Consider the following 19,517-nt stretch of genomic DNA (forward strand, 5'->3'; position numbering starts at 1 on the left):
CCGACCGTCCCCGCTGCGCAGCCGCCATCAATCCTGCGCGTAGATGTTCGAGTCCTTCGTCTCCTTGACGAACAGCAGGCCGATCACGAACGTGGCCAGCGCGATCACGATCGGATACCAGAGGCCCGAGTAGATGTTGCCCTTCGCCGCGACGATCGCGAACGCGGTGGCTGGCAGGAAGCCGCCGAACCAGCCGTTGCCGATGTGATAGGGCAGCGACATCGACGTGTAGCGGATCCGCGTCGGGAACATCTCGACCAGCATCGCCGCGATCGGGCCGTAGACCATCGTCACGTAGATCACGAGGATCGTCAGGATCACGATCGTCATCGGCCAGTTGAGCTGCGCCGGGTCCGCCTTCGCCGGGTAGCCGGCCGCCTTCAGCGTCGACGCGAGCGTCTTGTCGAACGCTGCGCCCTGCGCCTTCGCGTCGGCCGCCTTGCCTTCATAGGCGGGGATCACCGTGTCGCCGACCTTGATCTGGGCCGTCGCGCCAGCCGGTGCCGCGACGTTCTCGTAGTTCAGGCCGGCCTTCGCGAGCGCGCTCTTGGCGACGTCGCACGAGTTCGTGAACTTCGACGTGCCCACCGGGTTGAACTGGAACGAGCAGGCGGCCGGATCGGCGATGACCGTGATCGGCGCCTTCTGCGTCGCGATCTCGAGCTGCGGGTTCGCGTAGTGCGTGAGCGCCTTGAACAGCGGGAAGTAGGTCAGTGCCGCGATCAGGCAGCCCGCGAGGATGATCGGCTTGCGGCCGATCTTGTCCGACAGCGAACCGAAGAACAGGAAGAACGGCGTGCCGATCAGGAGTGCGATCGCGATCAGGATGTTCGCACTCGCACCGTCCACCTTCAGCGTCTGCGTGAGGAAGAACAGCGCGTAGAACTGGCCCGTGTACCACACGACGGCCTGGCCTGCGGTCAGACCGACGAGCGCGAGGATCACGATCTTCAGGTTCTTCCACTGGCCGAACGCTTCGGTCAGCGGCGCCTTCGACGTCTTGCCTTCCGCCTTGATGCGCAGGAACACCGGCGATTCGTTCAGCTGCATCCGGATCCACACCGACACCGCGAGCAGCAGGATCGACGCGACGAACGGCACGCGCCAGCCCCAGCTGCCGAACGCTTCCTCGCCGATGAACGTGCGCACGCCGAGGATCACGAGCAGCGACAGGAACAGGCCGAGCGTGGCGGTCGTCTGGATCCACGCGGTGTAGAAGCCGCGACGGTTGGCCGGCGCATGCTCGGCGACGTAGGTCGCCGCGCCGCCGTACTCGCCGCCGAGCGCGAGGCCCTGCAACAGCCGCATCGCGATGAAGATCACGGGGGCGGCGATGCCGATCGACGCGTAGCCGGGCAGGAAGCCGACCACGAACGTCGAGATGCCCATGATCACGATCGTCACGAGGAACGTGTGCTTGCGGCCGACGAGATCGCCGAGGCGACCGAACACGATCGCGCCGAACGGCCGCACCGCGAAGCCGGCCGCGAAGCCGAGCAGCGTGAAGATGAAGGCGGCGGTCGGATTGACGCCGGAGAAGAAACTCTTGCTGATGTAGGCCGCGAGCGAGCCGGCCAGGTAAAAGTCGTACCACTCGAACACGGTGCCGAGCGACGACGCGAAGATCACTTTCTTCTCTTCGCCCGTCATCGGCGAGTGGGAAATTTGCCCGCCTAACGTTGCCATGAGTCGTCTCCAAGTCCCTTGATATAGATGTGCGGCCGCCTTGGGTGGGCGGGCCTGTCGAGGATTATTGGTACGGAAACTTACGGCCGACTGACTCGCGCGTGCAAAACGACTGCAGGTTAACCCGCGCCGAACCGGTGGTTTTATGCGTCCATCGTGCAGTGAAGTGCTTTGATTTTCTGCTAAATCGCCGGTTTTGGCTCAATCGTGGCGTGCTGCGGCGGCGCCCGTCAGGGTTAATCCGGGGCGGCTTCGGCCAGCGGCAGGCTGACGCGCACGAGTGTGCCGGCGAGGCGCGGTGCGTGCTGGTAGACGTGATCGTCGAGCGTCAGCGTGCCGCCGTGCTGCGTGGCGATCTCGCGCACGATCGCGAGCCCGAGGCCGCTGCCGTCGCCTTCGCGGCCGAGGATCCGGTAGAAGCGCTCGACGACGCGCTCGCGTTCGGCGGCCGGGATGCCCGGCCCGGTGTCCTCGACTTCGAGATGCACGAGCCCCGCCGCGGGCTCGGCGCGCACGCGCACCGTGATGCGGCCGCCGTCCGGCGTGTAGCGGATCGCGTTGTCGATCAGGTTGCCGAGCATCTCGCGCAGCATCACCGGATTGCCGTCGACGTCGAGCCCCGCGTCGTCGGGCGGATCCGGCGGGCCTTCGTAGCCGAGATCCATCCGTTTCGCGAGCGCGGCCTGTACCCAGTCGCGCACCGCGCGCCGCGCGAGCGTGGCGATCTCGACCGGCTCGAACGTCAGCCCGCTCGCGCGGTTTTCGGCGCGCGCCAGCGCAAGCAACTGCGTGACGAGCCGCGCGGCCTGCTCGGAGCTGGTCGCGATCTGCTCGAGCGAGCGCTGCACGTCGGGCGGCACGGGGTGGCGCAGCGCGAACTCGGCCTGCGTGCGCAGGCCCGCGAGCGGCGTCTTCATCTGATGGGCGGCGTCGGCGATGAAGCGCTTCTGCAGCGCCATGTTCTGTTCGAGGCGCGCGAGCAGGTCGTTGAACGACGTGACGAGCGGCTCGATCTCGGGCGGCGCGCGTTGCGCCTCGACGGGCGACAGGTCGTCGGGCCGCCGCGCGCGGATGTGCGCCTGCAGCGCGTTGAGCGGCGCGAGCCCGCGCGACAGCCCGAACCAGACCAGCAGGATCGCGAGCGGCAGGATCACGAACTGCGGCAGGATCACGCCCTTGATGATGTCGTTCGCGAGCGCGTTGCGCTTGTCCAGCGTTTCGCCGACCTGCACGAGCACGGGCTGCGGGCTGCCCGCTTGCGGCAGCGCGACCGTCGTATATGCGACGCGCACGTCGTTGCCGCGCAGCAGGTCGTCGCGAAACATGACGACGCCCGGCGGCGGGCGGTCCTCGTCGCGCGGCAGCGGCATGTCGGCTTCACCCGCAACCAGCTCGCCGCGTGTGCCGAGCACCTGGAAGTACACGCTGTCGACGTTGTCCGCGCGCAGGAAGTCGCGGGTCTGCTCCGGCAGCGTCAGCTCGGCGACACCGTTCACCGGATGGATCTGCCGCGCGAGTACATAGGCGTTGGTCTCGAGCGCGCGGTCGAACGGGCCGTTCGCGATCGTCTTCGCGACCAGATAGGTGACGGCGATGCTCATCGGCCACAGCAGCAGCAGCGGCGCGAGCATCCAGTCGAGGATTTCGCCGAACAGCGAGCGCGGGCGCGGCGCCTCGGGCGTGTCGGTTTCGTCAGGCGGCGCGAACGGGTTCTCGTAGCGCGCGTCGCGCGCCTCGTCGGCGGCCGACGACGGCGCGCCGGTCGGATGGCGGGGGTGGGCCGGCGTGGCCATCGCGGCGACGCCCGGGTTCAGCGCAACGGCGTGCCGGCCACCGCGGGCTGGGGCGCTGCCGTGTCGGCCGGCGCGGCGGGCGCGACCTTCTCGAGGCAATAGCCGAGGCCGCGCACGGTCGAGATCCGTACGCCGCTGGGTTCGATCTTCTTGCGCAGCCGGTGCACGTAGACTTCGATCGCGTTGTTGCTGACTTCCTCGCCCCATTCACAGAGATGGTCGACGAGCTGTTCCTTCGACACGAGCCGGCCGATCCGCTGCAGCAGCACCTCGAGCAGGCCGAGTTCGCGGGCGGAAAGGTCGAGCACGTGATCGTTCGCATACGCGATCCGGCCGACCTGGTCGAACGCGAGCGAGCCGTGGCGCACGACGGTCGGGCCGCCGCCCGCGCCGCGCCGGGTCAGCGCGCGCACACGCGCCTCGAGCTCGTTGAGCGCGAACGGCTTGGCCATGTAGTCGTCGGCGCCGAGGTCGAGCCCCTTCACGCGCTCGTCGACGCTGTCGGCGGCCGTCAGGATCAGCACGGGGAGGTTGGAATTGCGGGCGCGCAGGCGCTTGAGCACGTCGAGCCCGGGCATTTTGGGGAGCCCGAGATCGAGGATCAGCAGGTCGAATGTCTGCATCGACAGCGCGGTATCGGCGTCGACACCGGTCTTCACGTGGTCGACCGCATAGCCCGATTGGCGGAGTGACCGGGTGAGGCCGTCCGCGAGTATGCTGTCGTCTTCCGCGATGAGAATTCGCATGGTGCTGACCGATGGCCGGCGGGGCGTTCACACCGGCCGGCTGTCTCCGAAGTTATTCGTGTACAACGCTCTGCATTGCGGGCTTGCACAAAACACTGTTTTTTTATACAGTGTCTGCATTCGTGGGCAGCGCTTGAAAGTGGCGCGCCTCTAACAGACGCTGCTCATCATAGCAAAGGACGATTCATGGAAGATAGCAAGAAGGGCTCCGGGATGACCGCCGAGAAGAGCAAGGCGCTGGCCGCCGCGCTTGCCCAGATCGAAAAGCAGTTCGGCAAGGGTTCGATCATGCGCATGGGCGACGGCGAGGCGACCGAGAACATCCAGGTCGTGTCCACGGGCTCGCTCGGTCTCGATATCGCGCTCGGCGTCGGCGGCCTGCCGCGCGGCCGGGTGGTCGAGATCTACGGTCCGGAATCGTCCGGTAAAACCACGCTCACGCTGCAGGTCATTGCCGAACTGCAGAAGCTGGGCGGCACCGCGGCGTTCATCGACGCCGAGCACGCGCTCGACGTTCAATATGCGGCGAAGCTCGGCGTGAACGTGCCGGAGCTGCTGATCTCGCAGCCGGACACCGGCGAGCAGGCGCTTGAAATCACCGACGCACTGGTGCGCTCGGGCTCGATCGACATGATCGTCATCGACTCGGTCGCGGCGCTCGTGCCGAAGGCCGAAATCGAAGGCGAGATGGGCGATTCGCTGCCGGGTCTGCAGGCCCGCCTGATGTCGCAGGCGCTGCGCAAGCTGACCGGCACGATCAAGCGCACGAACTGCCTGGTGATCTTCATTAACCAGATCCGGATGAAGATCGGCGTGATGTTCGGCAACCCGGAAACCACGACGGGCGGCAACGCGCTGAAGTTTTACTCGTCGGTGCGTCTCGACATCCGCCGGATCGGCTCGATCAAGAAGAACGACGAGGTGATCGGCAACGAAACCCGCGTGAAGGTCGTCAAGAACAAGGTGTCGCCGCCGTTCCGCGAAGCGATCTTCGACATCCTGTATGGCGAAGGCATTTCGCGTCAGGGCGAGATCATCGATCTCGGCGTGCAGGCGAAGATCGTCGACAAGGCGGGCGCTTGGTACAGCTACAACGGCGAGAAGATCGGCCAGGGCAAGGACAACGCGCGTGAATTCCTGCGCGAGAATCCGGAAATCGCACGCGAGATCGAGAACCGCATTCGCGAATCGCTTGGCGTGGTCACCATGCCCGACGGTGTAGTCCAGGACGAAGCCGAGGCGATGGACGAAGAAGAGTGATGGTCGGGCGCCGAGGTCAGGCTGGCGAGCCGGAGGAGAGCGACGCGCCCGAAACGGCGGGTCGCTCCGGCCGGCGAACCGAATCCTCGGGCGCCGAACGGCGGGGCGCAGGCAGCGATGCCGCGAACCGCACCGCGACGAGGGCATCCGACGATGCCCTCGTTTCGTTTGAGATTGCCGCACCGGACGATCCGTTCGACGACGATGAATCGTTCGACGCGCACGACCGCTCCCGCCGTCGTGTTTCCGGTGTCAGCTTTCCGGGTGATCGCGCAGCCGATGCATCGGCGCTGGCCAGGGAAGATGTTTATACGCGCAGCAGCCAGCATCCGCGCCGCACACGTCGCGCGTCGGGAGCTTCTTCCAGCACTGCATCAGGTGACGCTCCGGGCGCGACCGAGCGCAAGTCGTCGAAGCCTCAACGATCGCTGAAGGGCCGCGCGCTCGGCTATCTATCCCGCCGTGAATACAGTCGCACGGAACTGGCGCGCAAGCTCGCGCCCTACGTCGGCGAAGACGAATCCGTCGCCCCCGTGCTCGATGCGCTGGAACAGGAAGGCTGGCTGTCCGATGCGCGCTTTGCCGAGAGTCTCGTGCATCGTCGCGCGTCGCGTGTCGGCGTCGCACGCATCGTCAGCGAGCTGAAGCGACATGCGGTGGGCGACACGCTCGTCGAAGAGGTGAATGCGCAGCTCCGCGAGACCGAATGGGCGCGTGCGCAGGCGGTCTGGCGCAAGAAATTCGGTGCACTGCCGCAAACGCCGGCCGAGCGTGCGAAGCAGGCGCGCTTTCTCGCCGCGCGCGGCTTCTCGAGTGCGACCATCGTGAAGTTGCTGAAGGTCGGCGACGATTTCCTGGTCGACGACTGACCGCGCCGATCGCGCGCGTGGCGCGCGATTTTGCTGCAACGCAACCGCTTCTGGACAGGCGGGAATACCCGCCGTTGCGTCAAACTGTCTCAAATACCCAATATGCTAAAATCCACGGGTTTTCCTCTTCGGCCTCAACCTCCAGCATGCCGCTATCCGAGCCCGTGCCCCGTCAGTTGCGACATCAACGCGCAATCCGAGCGGAAGCTTACGAGCGCGGCGACGGCTTGTGGGACATCGAAGCCTGCCTGACCGACCACAAGCCGCGCGATGTCGCGCTTGCGTCGGGCATCCGGCCCCAGGGCCTGCCGATCCACGAACTCTGGCTGCGCGTGACTATCGATCGTGACCTCAATGTCGTCGACGCCGAAGCGTCTTCGGAATGGGTTCCCTATCCCGGTCACTGTCAATCCGCCGCTCCCGCCTATCGGGCCCTCATCGGGCTCAATCTCTTCCGCAATTTCCGCCGCAACGCGAACCGGCTGCTCGCCGGCGTCGCAGGCTGCTCCCATCTCACCGAATTGTGCGCCGTGCTGCCGACGGCAGCGATCCAGGCGTTCGCCGGTGACGTGTGGAACGTGCGCGAGGAGGGGGGCGAAGGGCCGGATCATGACGGCGTGCACGACGAAGCGCCTTTCCAGCTCGGCCGCTGCCGGGCGTTGCGGTTCGACGGCGAGGTCGTGCGGCAGTACTACCCGCGCTGGTATGGCGCGAGCCGGCCGGACGTGCCCGGTGAAGGCAGCACGAAGGAATGAACGGAAATCATTCGAAGAAGCGTCTAAAGCGACTTTTCATCCAACTCTCAGACTGAAGGGAATCACGCATGAAGATTCACGAGTACCAGGGTAAGGAAATCCTGCGGAAATTCGGAGTCGCGGTACCGCGCGGCAAGCCGGCGTTCTCGGTTGACGAGGCCGTCAAGGTGGCAGAAGAGCTCGGCGGCCCGGTATGGGTCGTGAAGGCTCAGATTCACGCAGGTGGCCGTGGCAAGGGCGGCGGCGTGAAGGTGGCGAAGTCGATCGAGCAGGTCCGCGAATACGCGAACCAGATCCTCGGCATGCAGCTCGTCACGCACCAGACGGGCCCGGAAGGCCAGAAGGTCAACCGTCTGATGATCGAAGAAGGCGCCGACATCAAGCAGGAACTGTATGTCAGCCTCGTCGTCGACCGCATCTCGCAGAAGATCGTGCTGATGGGTTCGAGCGAAGGCGGCATGGACATCGAAGAAGTCGCCGAAAAGCACCCGGAACTGATCCACAAGGTCATCGTCGAGCCGTCGACGGGCCTGCTCGACGCGCAGGCCGACGACCTCGCCGCGAAGATCGGCGTGCCGGCTGCTTCGATTCCGCAAGCACGCGCGATCCTGCAAGGCCTGTACAAGGCATTCTGGGAAACCGATGCATCGCTGGCTGAAATCAACCCGCTGAACGTCTCCGGCGACGGCAAGGTCACCGCACTCGACGCGAAGTTCAACTTCGACTCGAACGCGCTGTTCCGCCACCCGGAAATCGTCGCTTACCGCGACCTGGACGAAGAAGATCCGGCTGAGATCGAAGCGTCGAAGTTCGACCTCGCGTACATCTCGCTCGACGGCAACATCGGCTGTCTCGTGAACGGCGCAGGCCTGGCAATGGCGACGATGGACACGATCAAGCTGTTCGGCGGCGAACCGGCGAACTTCCTGGACGTCGGCGGTGGCGCGACCACCGAGAAGGTCACGGAAGCGTTCAAGCTGATGCTGAAGAACCCGGATCTGAAGGCGATCCTCGTGAACATCTTCGGCGGCATCATGCGCTGCGACGTGATCGCGGAAGGCGTGATCGCCGGTTCGAAGGCGGTGAACCTGAACGTGCCGCTCGTCGTGCGCATGAAGGGCACGAACGAGGACCTCGGCAAGAAGATGCTGGCCGATTCGGGCCTGCCGATCATCTCGGCGGACAGCATGGAAGAAGCTGCGCAGAAGGTCGTCGCGGCAGCCGCAGGCAAGTAAGCGCGCGCTAATGAACACGCATGGCGGCGCGGTTCATACGCGACGCCAATCGAACAGAGGTCAAAATACATGTCGATTCTGATCAACAAGGACACGAAGGTCATCACGCAGGGCATTACCGGCAAAACCGGTCAGTTCCATACGCGCGCCTGCCGTGAATACGCAAACGGCCGCGAAGCATTCGTCGCGGGCGTGAACCCGAAGAAGGCCGGCGAAGATTTCGAAGGCATTCCGATCTACGCGAGCGTCAAGGAAGCGAAGGCCGAAACCGGCGCGACCGTGTCGGTCATCTACGTTCCGCCGGCAGGCGCAGCCGCTGCGATCTGGGAAGCGGTCGAAGCCGACCTGGATCTCGCGATCTGCATCACGGAAGGCATCCCCGTGCGCGACATGATCGAAGTGAAGGACCGCATGCGTCGCGAAGGCCGCAAGACGCTGCTGCTCGGGCCGAACTGCCCGGGCACGATCACGCCGGACGAACTGAAGATCGGCATCATGCCGGGTCACATCCACCGCAAGGGCCGCATCGGCGTCGTGTCGCGTTCGGGCACGCTGACGTATGAAGCGGTTGCCCAGCTGACGGCACTCGGCCTGGGCCAGTCGTCGGCAGTCGGTATCGGCGGCGACCCGATCAACGGTCTGAAGCACATCGACGTGATGAAGATGTTCAACGACGATCCGGATACGGACGCAGTCGTGATGATCGGCGAAATCGGTGGTCCGGACGAAGCCAATGCGGCAGAGTGGATCAAGGACAACATGAAGAAGCCGGTGGTCGGCTTCATCGCTGGCGTCACGGCGCCTCCGGGCAAGCGCATGGGCCACGCCGGCGCGCTGATCTCGGGCGGTGCGGATACGGCCGAAGCGAAGCTGGAAATCATGGAAGCGTGCGGCATCACCGTGACGCGCAACCCGTCGGAAATGGGCCGTCTGCTGAAGAAGGCGCTGTAATATTTCCCCTGGGTTCGTCCTGCAGAAAACGCCGGCTTTGCCGGCGTTTTTTGTTATGCTCGCGCAATGAATTCGTAAGCACCGGGCATGCATCGCGCATGTGCCGGCGATGAACCGGGCCGCCCGCCGGCGGCCGCCGTCCTGCCCGTCACGCCATGCTCGAATTCCTGACGTCGCTCCACTGGGGCGCCGTTCTCCAGATCATCATCATCGATATCCTGCTCGGCGGCGACAACGCGGTCGTGATCGCGCTCGCGTGTCGCAACCTGCCGCCGAACCAGCGGTTGCGCGGCGTCATCTGGGGCACCGCGGGGGCGATCCTGCTGCGTGTCGCGCTGATCACGTTCGCGGTCGCGCTGCTCGACGTGCCGTTCCTGAAGCTCGGCGGCGGGTTGCTGCTGCTGTGGATCGGCATCAAGCTGATGGCGCCGGCCGGCGACGCGCACGACGACATCAAGCCGGCCAGCCGGCTGTGGGACGCCGTGAAGACGATCGTGATTGCCGATGCGGTGATGAGCCTCGACAACGTGATCGCGATCGCGGGCGCGGCCGAACAGGCCGACCCGTCGCACCGGATCGCGCTCGTGATCTTCGGGCTCGTCGTCAGCGTGCCGATCATCGTGTGGGGCAGCACGCTGGTGCTGAAGCTGCTCGACCGCTTCCCGATCTTCGTGGCATTCGGCGCCGGCCTGCTCGGCTGGATCGCGGGCGGGCTGATCGTGAATGACCCGGTGGGCGACCGCTGGCCGGTGCTCGATACGCCGGAGGCCCTCTATGGTGCGAGCATCGCGGGCGCGCTGTTCGTCGTGGCGATCGGTTACACGCTCAGGAAGCGCCGCGACGTACCGCGCGCGCACTGACATTGGCCGTCCGGCCGACTGCCGGATTCACGGCCCGCTGGCTACGATCGAGACGCCTGCCTTTACCGGCAGGCGTTTTTCGTTTCCGGAGCCTGCCATGTTCGAAGCCTTTTCCATTTCCCTGTTCCGTCGCGTGGCCGCCGATCTGCGGCGCGCGAACCGGCCGTCGCCGCGCTGGCGGCCGGCCGGCTTCACGCTGATCGAACTGATGATCGTGCTGGCGATCGTCGGTGTGATCGCGGCCTATGCGATTCCCGCGTACCAGGATTACCTTGCGCGCTCGCGCGTCGGCGAAGGGCTCGCGCTTGCGTCGTCCGCGCGGCTCGCCGTCGCCGACAACGCCGCAAGCGGCGCGAGCCTCGACGGCGGCTACAGCCCGCCGGCCGGCACCCGCAACGTCGAATCGGTTGTGATCGACGGCGAGACCGGCCAGATCACGGTCGCGTTCACCACGCGCGTCGCCGCTGCCGGCAGCAATACGCTGGTGCTCGTGCCGTCCGCGCCCGACAAGGCCGACGCGCCCACCGCGCGCGTGCCGCTCAAAAAGGGCGCGATGCAGGCCGGCACGATCGCGTGGGAGTGCTTCGCCGCCGGCAAGGGGGCGTCATCGCTGCCCGCGCCGGGGGCCGGGCCGCTGCCGGGCGACGCGGCGACGCTGCCCGCGAAATATGCGCCGGCGGAGTGTCGCGCTTAGTGTCGGTAGGGGGAGCCGGGCGGCGCGGGCAGCGTGCCGGCCGCCTCGTCAGCTGGCCGGGGCGGCCACCCGGCGTCGGGGCGCGGCGCGAAGGCCCCGCACAGAGGAGGGAAAGTTTTGTATAGTGCGCCGGTTGCTGACATCCGGTTCGCTCATGCCTTCTACTTTTTCCCGTTCGTTGCCGCTCGTTGCGCTGGCTGTCGCCCTGATCGTGCCGTACGCGATCACGAATCACACGTATCCGATCCCGACCTTCTATTCCGAGTTTTCCGCGCTGGTGCTGTATCTGCTGGTGGGGGTGTCCGTCGTGCTGCTCGCGCGCACGGGCCGCCCGGCCGAGCCGTTTGCGGCGCCGGCCGCGTTCGTCGCACCGCTCGGGTTCGCGGTGGTACTCATCGCGCAGGTCGCGCTGATCCCGCTCAAGGTGCCGTCGATGAACTGGCTGGCGGTCGGCTATCTCGCCGCCGCGCTGGTCGCGATGCAGGCCGGCTATGCGCTCGCGCGCGACGGGCTGGCCGAGGCCGTGTCGCGGATGATGGCCGGCGCGCTGCTCGTCGGCGGCGTGTTCGCGGTCGGAACGCAGATCGTGCAGTTGTTCCACCTCGAGTCGGCGCTGTCGCCGTTCGTCGTGGTGTACAACGTCGCGGTCGATCGCCGTCCGTACGGCAACATGGCGCAGGCGAACCATCTGGCCAGCTACATCGCATTCGCGCTCGCGGGCGCGCTGTATCTCGTGCAGACGCGTCGGCTCGCGGTATGGGCGTGGCTCGCGCTGTCGATCGTGCTGTCCGTCGGTCTGGCGCTGACGGTGTCGCGCGGGCCGTGGCTGCAGGTCGCGGTGATGGTCGTCGCGGGCTTCTGGATGGCGTGGCTCGAATCGCGCCGCGCGCCGGGCAATGCGCGTGCGTGGGCGATCCCGGTCGTGCTCGCGGTGGCGTTCATCGCGGTGAACGTCGCGGTGCGCTGGGCGAACGTCCACTACCACCTGGGTCTCGCGGAATCCGCGGCCGACCGGATGCGTGACGCGGGACAGATCGCGCCGCGCCTCGCGCTGTGGAAGTACGGGCTCGCGATGTTCCGCGAACATCCGCTGCTCGGTGTCGGCTGGGGCGAATTCCCGTCGCACCAGTTCGCGCTCGTGCGCTCGCTCGGCGGCGTCGAGATCGCGAACAACTCGCACGACATCTTCATCGACCTGCTCGCGAAGTCCGGCCTCGTCGGCCTGGGCGTGCTCGTCGTCGCGCTCGTGACGTGGTTCGTGCGCGCGGTGCGCGCGCCGCAGTCGAGCATGCGCGTGTTCGGCTTCGCGCTGATCGGCATCCTGCTGATGCATGCGCTGGTCGAGTATCCGCAGCAGTACATGTTCTTCCTGTTGCCGGCCATGTTCGTGATCGGGCTGCTCGAGGTGAAGTCGCTGCGCATCCTGCCGGGGCGTGCGGCATTCGGGCTGTTCGCAGTGTTGTCGGTCGGCGGTGTGCTGGCAGCGGTGCCGGTGCTGCGCGACTACCAGCGTGCGGAAGTGCTGTATTACGGCAGCGATCCGGCTGCGCAGTACCGCGATGCGCCGTCGCTGCTGTTTGGCGCGTGGGGTGAATACGGTGCGGCCACGCTCCTCCCGATTTCCGCGGACGATCTGCCGGCCAAGCTTGCCGCCCATGAGCGCGCGATCGCGCTGCTGCCCGGGGAGACGGTGCTGCGCCGCTATGCGGTGCTGCAGGCGCTGGCCGGCCGCGAGGCCGACGCGCTCGACACCGTCGCGCGCCTGCACGTGTTTGCGAAGGAGTTGAAGGACTGGCCGCAGCAACTAGCCGCGCTGTACAAGCTGTGCGATGCGCAGCCGGCGCTGAAGCCGTTCAAGGCGGCGGTCGTCGCGAAATACGGCGAAGTTCCGGCCGATGCGGCCGATGACGAGGACGACGACGATTCGGATTGATGCGCGCAGCGCCTGCCGGAACGGGGAATTCCGGCATGTGCCGCGCCGTGCGGGAGCAGCGGTGCGCGTCGGGCATTGCGCCCGGCGCGAACCCGGCGATTTCGGCCGCACATCGATTACCTCGCGGATCGCGTGGATTCGGGCCGAAGGCCCGGCGATTCGCGTCAACCATTGTCAAATCGCCGCCGCTCGCCGGGCCGCGCGTGCACAATGCGCGAAAGCGCTTGCTTGCCGATCCGTGTGAGGCGAGGGCAGCGCGAACACAGGCAACATCCCGGTCACCCGGGAAGTCCGCCACGCAGGATCGCGGCCGAGCATCGATCGGCCGTGCGGCCGTAACGGGGCGCCGGTCCGATGGCCGCGGCGCAGTGTGACGCATGCGGTGCGGCCGGGCGACGTGTTCCGGTGCGCGGCGCGTGCGTTCGGAACAGTGCTGAAGAACGATATTCGACCATGGCTATTCGCTCGACCTACCTGATCCTGCCCGCCGTCGCGATGCTGTTTTCCGGCTGCGCGATGCTGACGTCGTCGCAGGAAAGCAAGCTGACGTGCCATATTCCGCGCGCCGTCTATCCGGAAACCGCGAAGCCGCTCACGCGCCCGGCGACCGTGCTCGTGCGCGCGCTGATGACGACGTCCGGCGAAGCGCAGAACGTCACCGTGACGACGAGCAGCCGCAATGCGGCGGCCGACCGTGCGGCTGTCGACGCGATGACGCACGCGACCTGCGTGCAGACGGGTGCGACGGCGAACCCGTTCCTGCTGACCCAACCGTTCGTGTTCGAGCCGCAGCGCGGCCAGTGATGCGTGGGCACCGTGGCCGGCGGAGTGCGTGCGGCCAAGGCCATCGTGCGCGAGACAGGTCGCTGCGGTTCGCGATCGTGACGATCGCGCAGCCTCGGTGAGGGCCGGCCGCCGAGGCGGCTGGCGGGCGATCAGAAGGTCCGTTTCTTCAGCGTATAGGCGTGCAGCCAGTACAGCGTGTTGGTCTGCGCGTCGAAGTAGCCGCCCTGTGCGGTCTTGTCTGTCGTTTTATTCCATGACTTGCCGGCGTCGGTGCTGCTGAACGTCAGGTCGATCGGTGCGCCGCCGCCGGTACCGCCGCTTCCGGAGTTCGGATCGGTTGCATAGACGAGCAGGAGGCCGTTTCGACCGATGCTCATGCTGTCGAGCGTGAGCTTCTCGTCGAAGGTGCGCAGTTGCTGCACGGACTCGGGATGGTCGTTCGTCCACGTGGAAATGGCGCCTGTCCGGCGGCCGTTGTCGTGATCCTCGCCGTTTTGTGGCGCGTCGAGATGCGACAGCGTGTACACCGAATAACGTGATCCCGATTCCGGCGTAGTGTCGAGCGCAGTGATGACCTGACCCGGCAGTACGGTATCCGTCACGAATGCGTGCTGCCCCCAATCGAGCCGGTCGACTACGCTGTGAGCCGGTGCTTCGGCAGTCTGTCCGACATGGTAGGCGATTCGCAGAACACCGTCCGGGCCGAGGCTGATTGCATTGAAATCGTGGCGCGTCTCGCTGCCGACGTGTGCATTGGCCGGCACATCGATCGCCTGCCACGTGTTTCCGCCGTCCGAAGTCCGCCATACGCGTGGCCCCCAGCCGGCCGCGTAGCCGCGCTGTGGATCGAGAAAGAGCAGGCGGCCGATGTTCTGGTTTGCAGGCCATGGCAGTTGCGACCAGGTCCGGCCGCCATTGGTCGATTTCCACAGCCGGGTGGTTTGCGGCGCGTCGCCGCCTTGTGCCTCGGGAGCCTTGTAGTTCATCCATGACGTACTGATGAACTGAACGGTCCAGTCGGGCGAGTACCACCAGGCGGCATCCTGGCCGACCTGCTGGAATTGGCGCTTCATCCCGCCGTCGATGGTGCCGCGGAAGAAGCTGATCGTCATGCGGTTCAGCAACTCGCCGGTGTCGTTCATCCACGCTTCGGTCGGCTCGGGCCGCTGCGGCTCGTTCGATTCGGCCTGGGGCTTGAACGTCACTTCGGGATTGGCGAGCTTGACACTCATCACCTCATTGCCCTTGATGCGGAAGTTGCCGCCACCATATGGCGCGTCGTCCCGCATGAAGCTTGTCGATATCGTCTCCCAGCCTGTCGTCATGTTTAAGTACCCGTATGTTGCAATGGCCAGGGCAACGAGGCCACCGGCGATCCATTTCCAGCGCTTGTGTTTTCGCATGTCACTTTTTCAGCAAACGTTCGAGCGCGCGGTTGACTTCATCGGCCGCATCCGTGCCCCACTCGCGTGCCTTGTCGACCGCATCCTGGCTCCATTCGCGCGCTTTTGCCTTGGCGACGGGGATGCCCGCGTCCAATGCCTGTTGGCGCGTGCGCGCGTCGCCCCATTCCTCGATGTTCGGCCGCCTGCCGATCTTGACTAGATCCGAGACCGGCAGGCCGGCCAGCCCTCCGTCCAGATACGCCAATGGGTGAGTGACGAAGGCGAAGGTCTTGAACGTTTCTCCGTCCTTGTCCAGTTCCAGTTCGTATCGCTTCACCTGCATCGAGAGCTTGCCGTTTCCTGGTTTCGCGCTTTTGATTGCGATCTGGTTTCCCTGCATGTTCTGGTACAGCCCGATCTCGATGTATTTCTGGAGCCACCACCGCGCGCTATCCAGCCATTTCTTTCCTTTTGCCGTGAGGGTGGGGTAGAGATTGGTGCCGTAATCCGAGCAATAGTAGTAGCCGTAGCTCACATAGTAAGCAGGCGGCTTATGCCCGCACCCGATATGACGCATCATGAAATTGCCGTGGCGGGACCAGTCCGAATCGATGCTTTTCGGCTTGAGCAGGTTCTCCCGCCGGTGCAGCAGTTCATGGACGACTTTCTTGTCTTTCCACGGATCCCATGACGTGGCAAATTTCTTGACGGTCTCCCATGCGCTCGACATGCTGACCTTCTCGACCGTTTCCCAGTACTCGCCGTGAAGCGGAAGGTAGTAGAACGGGCAAGTGCCAATGATGGAATCGGCGGCCGGCGTGACATGCTTGTCGCAGATGCTGATCTGCACCTTCGGCCGATCCTTGTACCCGGTCGGCGTCAGCATCCCCGCGCCGGTACCTAGCACGTTGTCCTTCTGTTGTCCGTCAGCCATTCGATTTCCCTAGAAACTTGACGACGACGTCATGCGGCACGTGGCTCTGCGTGAGCCCCGTCTCGCCTGCCGCGTTGGTGACGCCTTCCGAGATCAGCGTGCCGTTCGAGAACATCTGGTATCGCGTGTTCGCGACCGGAATGTCGGTTCCGGCCCAGTGCGCGATGAACGCCTGGTCGTAGTTGCCGCTCGAGTTCGGCAGCGTCGGCATGGTTTGCGACAGGTGGGTGGGGCCGCTGAACGCATGCTGCGCGCCCTTGATGTCGATCTTGCCGGGCGCGTGCACCTCGATGTTGCCGTTCGCGATGCGGATATAGGCGCCGCCGGACGTCAGCAGGATTTCCTTCGCCGCGGCACCTTCGATCGATTGCGTGACGGCGATCAGCTTCAGCGCCTTCTGCGCGGTCAGCTCGATGTTGTCCGCGTGCGCCTGGATCTCCACCTTGCCCTTGCCGGCGAACAGCTTCATCCCCGCGTTCTGCGCGAACAGGCTGATCCGGTCGAGGACGCTCGCGATCAGCGACTTCCCGGCCGCGACGTGCGTGCTCTGTCCGCTGACGAGGTTGACGTGCTGGTCCGCGGCGAACTGCACCGATTGCTGGGTCGACAGCGCGATGCCGGCCGGGCTGCCGAACAGCATCACGGGTTCCTTGAACGCATTGGCGCTGCCGGTTCCGCCGCCGCCGGTTCGCCCGCCCGACGCGCTGCCGCTCATGCTGTTCTGCGTCGCATCGGTGAACTGCTTCAGCGCCGCATGACCGGGGTCGAGGGACTCGCCCTGATGCTGCACGCTGACCCCCGACATCGCTTCCATCAGGCTTTCCGCGGTGACGAGCTGCTGTTGCGTCTCCTGGACGTCGAGCGGCTGGCTTGCCGGTTGTTTCGGATGCGTGGTGACGTACAGGCCGCGGTTCGCCCGAACCGCGCCGAAGGCGTCGGAGCGCAGGTCGAACCCGCTGCCGAGGTAGCTGCCGCGGTTGTTGCCCGTGTGGTCGATCAGGTAGCCGAGGTGCAGGTGCGTGTTGGCCTGGCTGCTGTACAGGTGCACGCGGTTCTGCGCGGTCGCGTCGTCGAGCACCAGCTGGTTGTAACCGGCGCCCGCGTATTCCTTCGATCGGTACCCGGACAGGATGCCGTTGCTGTGCCATTGCGGGCGCGTTGCCCCGTTGTACAGCTTCCCGACGACGATCGGACGGTCGCAGTCGCCGCCGAGGAAATCGACCAGCACTTCCTCGCCGCTGCGATGGGGGTGCACGGCGCCATAGCCGTTGCCCGAATCCGATGCCGCGGCGCGCAACCAGCACGAGGCCTTCTCGTCGCCGTCGTTGACGCGATCCCAGTGGAAACGGACCTTGATCCGGTTGAGTGCGTCGGTATGGACTTCCTCGCCTTGCGGCGCGACGACGATCGCTGACTGCAGATGCATCGGCGGTTTAGGGTGTTCGAACGGGCTGCGGAACGGTACCGTGGTGCGCTGCGCTTCGATGCTGACCTGGAAAACGCCCGCGCTGCCGTCCGGATGCCGGACATGCAGCAGGTCGGCGCCGCCGGCCTGCACGAGGTCGTCGATTTCGGCCTGCAGGCTGTGCGGGAATCCGGCCTGTCGATCAGAGACGGGCAGGTTGTTCGCGATCAGCCACGCCGTTTCGATCACCGCGAAGCGGCGCTGGCCGGCATCGTCCTTGTCGTGTTCGGGGTGATCCGCCAACTCGAACGTGCGTCCCGCGTCCATGCGCCGGACGCCACCGATACCGTGAAAACGCTTCGCGAACGACTCCTGTTCCTCCATCCAGATCTTGGAAAGATGGTCGCCGCGAGACTGTTCGGGGTACGTGTACGCCCCGGTGTATTCGTAGATTTCGAGTTGCTGCGGCAGGTCGCCCTGGTTCGCGATCGTCGGCAGGTGGGTCGCCTTCGGATTCGATGCGGTGGGCGGCTGCTTGTAGTCGAACGTGCGCGTCGTGCGCGCAACGCTGCGCAGCGTGCGCGTGCCGGAGAACTGGACGAGCGTGTCGGCTTCGTCGTGTGCGCCGGCGTGATGAAAGCGCAGGGTCTGCGGCGCCAGGGCGGGCAGTGCGTCGATCCGGTCGACGATGACGAGCTTGTGCGACTTGCCGTCCTGCGCCTGCTCCCAGAAACCGTACAGGCCTTCCGATTCCATCAGGCGGTGCACGAAGTTCCAGTCGTCCTCGTATTGCATGCAGAACGAACGGGACGGCAGCGGCTGGTAAAGCCTGAAGTCGAAACAGCCCTTGGCCTGCTGATGCTGGTTCAGGACGTCGGCGATGATCTCGTCGGCGGACTTGTCCTGCCAGATGCGCTGGTCGCGACGGAACTTCAGGAAGTGCAGGAACGATGCGAAGACGAGCTGGTAGTGCGTGAGCCCGCTGTCCGACCCGAGCCGGCGGGCAGCGTGCACGTACCCGTGGTGCGGCGCGTACGACTTGTCGGCCTGCTGGATCCGCAGCGTCACCGGCTGTGCGATCAGCTTCTTGAGTTCGATGTCATCGGATACCGACACGGCGTCGACCGTAAACTCGAAATGACGCCCGAGCCGGGATCGCCCCTTGACGCGGTGGGGCAGCAGGACGTCGGGGCCGAGCGGCGTCTCCAGTTTGACGAGTCGCTCGTCCTGGATCGGCCCGGCCAGCAGTGCGCTTCTCAATGCTTGCGAATTCATCACCCGTGCTCGCTTTTTTGATACTGGGTCGCACGCTCTCTCGTGCGGAATCCGGTAATTGTATGAGATAAGCGACGGATATCTCGAATTTGCCCTTCAACGGCATTTCAAATTTGGTCGGATCATCGGCCCGACGGGCAAGGCGCGCAGGTTATCAGGCCGGGCAATGGCAGGCCGTTAGCGGTTCTGGCCGGATCGACCGCCGCAGGGCCGCTCAACCCGCCGGTTCCTCAGCCTTCCAGTCCCCCGACTTCCCGCCGCGTTTCTCGCGCACGCTCACGTCGGTGATCACCATCCCGCGATCGACGGCCTTGCACATGTCGTAGACGGTCAGCAGCCCGACCTGCACGGCGGTCAGCGCTTCCATCTCGACGCCGGTGCGCCCGAACGTCTCGACCTGCACAACGCAGTGGACGCCCAGCAACGCGTCGTCGAGTTCGAACTCGACGGCCACGCGCGTCAGCGCGAGCGGATGGCACAGCGGGATCAGGTCGGCCGTGCGCTTGGCGCCCTGGATGGCCGCGATGCGCGCGACGCCGAGCACGTCGCCTTTCTTGGCCTTGCCGTCGCGGATCAGCGCGAACGTGGCCGGCAGCATCCGGATCGTGCCGCGCGCGATCGCGATGCGTTGGGTTTCCTGCTTGCCGCCGACGTCGACCATGTGCGCATGGCCGGCGGCGTCGAAATGGGTGAGTCCTGACATGTCTTCCTCTAGTGGAACGGCGGGCGCGAGCACGTACCGCGATCGCGCATCGCGATTGGCCGGGGCCTCGCATCCCGTCTCTGCGCCCCGATCCGATCCAACGGTTCAACGGGCGCCTATCATAGCAGTGGCATTCTCGGCGCCGGGTGTGCAGATGGCGCCGATGCCGCACGGGACAGTCACGCTGCCGCCGGTACAATGACCCGAATATTCGGACCAAACGCCGCGATGCGCGCCGGGCGCGCGG

The 19,517-nt window shown here is 65.7% G+C and carries 16 protein-coding genes; 9 read left to right on the top strand and 7 right to left on the bottom strand.

Annotated features, from left to right (window positions below):
* Positions 1-27: 27 nt before the first annotated feature.
* From CFB34_RS26850 to CFB34_RS26860, 3 genes are all read right to left on the bottom strand, one after another.
* Positions 28-1,686, bottom strand: coding sequence for an MFS transporter (locus CFB34_RS26850; protein ID WP_089440942.1), 1,659 nt, complete (start codon positions 1,684-1,686; stop codon positions 28-30).
* 236 nt (positions 1,687-1,922) lie between these two features.
* Positions 1,923-3,479, bottom strand: coding sequence for a sensor histidine kinase (locus CFB34_RS26855; RefSeq protein ID WP_089440941.1), 1,557 nt, complete (start codon positions 3,477-3,479; stop codon positions 1,923-1,925).
* A gap of 17 nt (positions 3,480-3,496) precedes the next feature.
* A complete protein-coding gene (locus CFB34_RS26860) occupies positions 3,497-4,225 on the bottom strand; it encodes a response regulator transcription factor (protein ID WP_041492943.1) in 729 nt (242 codons plus the stop codon).
* Between the two features lie 186 nt (positions 4,226-4,411).
* Between CFB34_RS26860 and recA the strand changes: the two genes are divergently transcribed.
* The 9 genes from recA (at position 4,412) to CFB34_RS26905 (ending at position 13,586) form a co-directional block, all read left to right on the top strand.
* On the top strand, positions 4,412-5,485 hold the full coding sequence (gene recA, locus CFB34_RS26865; protein ID WP_089440940.1) for a recombinase RecA: 1,074 nt from the start codon (positions 4,412-4,414) through the stop codon (positions 5,483-5,485).
* The gene (gene recX, locus CFB34_RS26870; protein WP_089440939.1) at positions 5,485-6,354 is read left to right on the top strand and encodes a recombination regulator RecX; all 870 of its coding nucleotides are present in this window, start codon (positions 5,485-5,487) and stop codon (positions 6,352-6,354) included. The genes recA and recX overlap by 1 nt, the downstream gene beginning before the upstream one ends.
* Positions 6,355-6,500: 146 nt before the next feature.
* The gene (locus tag CFB34_RS26875) at positions 6,501-7,109 is read left to right on the top strand and encodes a DUF2889 domain-containing protein (RefSeq protein WP_089440938.1); all 609 of its coding nucleotides are present in this window, start codon (positions 6,501-6,503) and stop codon (positions 7,107-7,109) included.
* A 68-nt stretch (positions 7,110-7,177) separates the two neighbouring features.
* Positions 7,178-8,344 (top strand): ADP-forming succinate--CoA ligase subunit beta, encoded by a 1,167-nt coding sequence (gene sucC, locus CFB34_RS26880; protein ID WP_006477915.1) that lies wholly within the window; start codon positions 7,178-7,180, stop codon positions 8,342-8,344.
* A 69-nt stretch (positions 8,345-8,413) separates the two neighbouring features.
* Positions 8,414-9,295 carry a succinate--CoA ligase subunit alpha gene (gene sucD, locus CFB34_RS26885; RefSeq protein ID WP_006477916.1) on the top strand — a complete coding sequence of 294 codons (882 nt, stop codon included), beginning with the start codon at positions 8,414-8,416 and terminating at the stop codon, positions 9,293-9,295.
* 155 nt (positions 9,296-9,450) lie between these two features.
* Positions 9,451-10,155 (top strand): TerC family protein, encoded by a 705-nt coding sequence (locus tag CFB34_RS26890; RefSeq protein ID WP_089440937.1) that lies wholly within the window; start codon positions 9,451-9,453, stop codon positions 10,153-10,155.
* 97 nt (positions 10,156-10,252) lie between these two features.
* Positions 10,253-10,849 (top strand): pilin, encoded by a 597-nt coding sequence (locus CFB34_RS26895; protein ID WP_089440936.1) that lies wholly within the window; start codon positions 10,253-10,255, stop codon positions 10,847-10,849.
* 154 nt (positions 10,850-11,003) lie between these two features.
* A complete protein-coding gene (locus CFB34_RS26900) occupies positions 11,004-12,782 on the top strand; it encodes a Wzy polymerase domain-containing protein (RefSeq protein WP_089441324.1) in 1,779 nt (592 codons plus the stop codon).
* Between the two features lie 453 nt (positions 12,783-13,235).
* Positions 13,236-13,586 carry a TonB family protein gene (locus tag CFB34_RS26905; RefSeq protein WP_089440935.1) on the top strand — a complete coding sequence of 117 codons (351 nt, stop codon included), beginning with the start codon at positions 13,236-13,238 and terminating at the stop codon, positions 13,584-13,586.
* Between the two features lie 131 nt (positions 13,587-13,717).
* Here the strand turns inward: CFB34_RS26905 and CFB34_RS26910 are convergent, their stop codons facing one another.
* From CFB34_RS26910 to moaC, 4 genes are all read right to left on the bottom strand, one after another.
* A complete protein-coding gene (locus CFB34_RS26910) occupies positions 13,718-14,893 on the bottom strand; it encodes a glycosyl hydrolase (RefSeq protein ID WP_089440934.1) in 1,176 nt (391 codons plus the stop codon).
* A gap of 79 nt (positions 14,894-14,972) precedes the next feature.
* Positions 14,973-15,887 carry a hypothetical protein gene (locus tag CFB34_RS26915; RefSeq protein ID WP_089440933.1) on the bottom strand — a complete coding sequence of 305 codons (915 nt, stop codon included), beginning with the start codon at positions 15,885-15,887 and terminating at the stop codon, positions 14,973-14,975.
* Positions 15,880-18,567, bottom strand: coding sequence for a type VI secretion system tip protein VgrG (locus CFB34_RS26920; protein ID WP_089440932.1), 2,688 nt, complete (start codon positions 18,565-18,567; stop codon positions 15,880-15,882). The genes CFB34_RS26915 and CFB34_RS26920 overlap by 8 nt, the downstream gene beginning before the upstream one ends.
* 214 nt (positions 18,568-18,781) lie before the next feature.
* The gene (gene moaC / locus CFB34_RS26925) at positions 18,782-19,270 is read right to left on the bottom strand and encodes a cyclic pyranopterin monophosphate synthase MoaC (protein WP_089440931.1); all 489 of its coding nucleotides are present in this window, start codon (positions 19,268-19,270) and stop codon (positions 18,782-18,784) included.
* Positions 19,271-19,517 lie beyond the last annotated feature (247 nt).

It is taken from the genome of Burkholderia sp. HI4860, assembly GCF_002223045.2.
Classification (GTDB): Bacteria; Pseudomonadota; Gammaproteobacteria; order Burkholderiales; family Burkholderiaceae; genus Burkholderia.